Source organism: Sulfitobacter sp. HI0040, from assembly GCF_001634885.1.
Taxonomy (GTDB): domain Bacteria; phylum Pseudomonadota; class Alphaproteobacteria; order Rhodobacterales; family Rhodobacteraceae; genus Sulfitobacter.
This window is the reverse complement of the sequence record NZ_LWEX01000526.1, coordinates 1-266: the sequence shown is the minus strand read 5'-3', so window position 1 is coordinate 266 and position 266 is coordinate 1. Positions and strand designations below refer to the sequence as shown.

The window sequence follows — 266 nt, the reverse complement described above, 5'->3', positions numbered from 1 at the left end:
CAATGGGAAGATCATTGTTTCGCTTACACAGCAGCAGGGACGTCTGCGCGTCAGCGTCAAGGATCACGGGCAGGGGATTCCGGCCCGCGACAAGCACAAGATCTTTGAACGGTTCGCGGATATGACCAATTCGGATCGGGCCAGCAAGGGCGGTACCGGGCTTGGCCTGAGCATCTGCAAGGCGATCGTGGAGAACATGGGCGGAGACATCGGATTCGAAAGTCAGGAAGGCGTTGGAACGACCTTCTATTTCTGCCTCCCCACGG

General features: G+C 57.9%; 1 protein-coding gene. It reads left to right on the top strand.

All coding sequences use genetic code 11. From position 1 onward, the window contains the following. Positions 1-266 (top strand): sensor histidine kinase (locus tag A3728_RS20015; protein ID WP_236630574.1); only part of this gene is annotated, 266 nt, incomplete at both ends.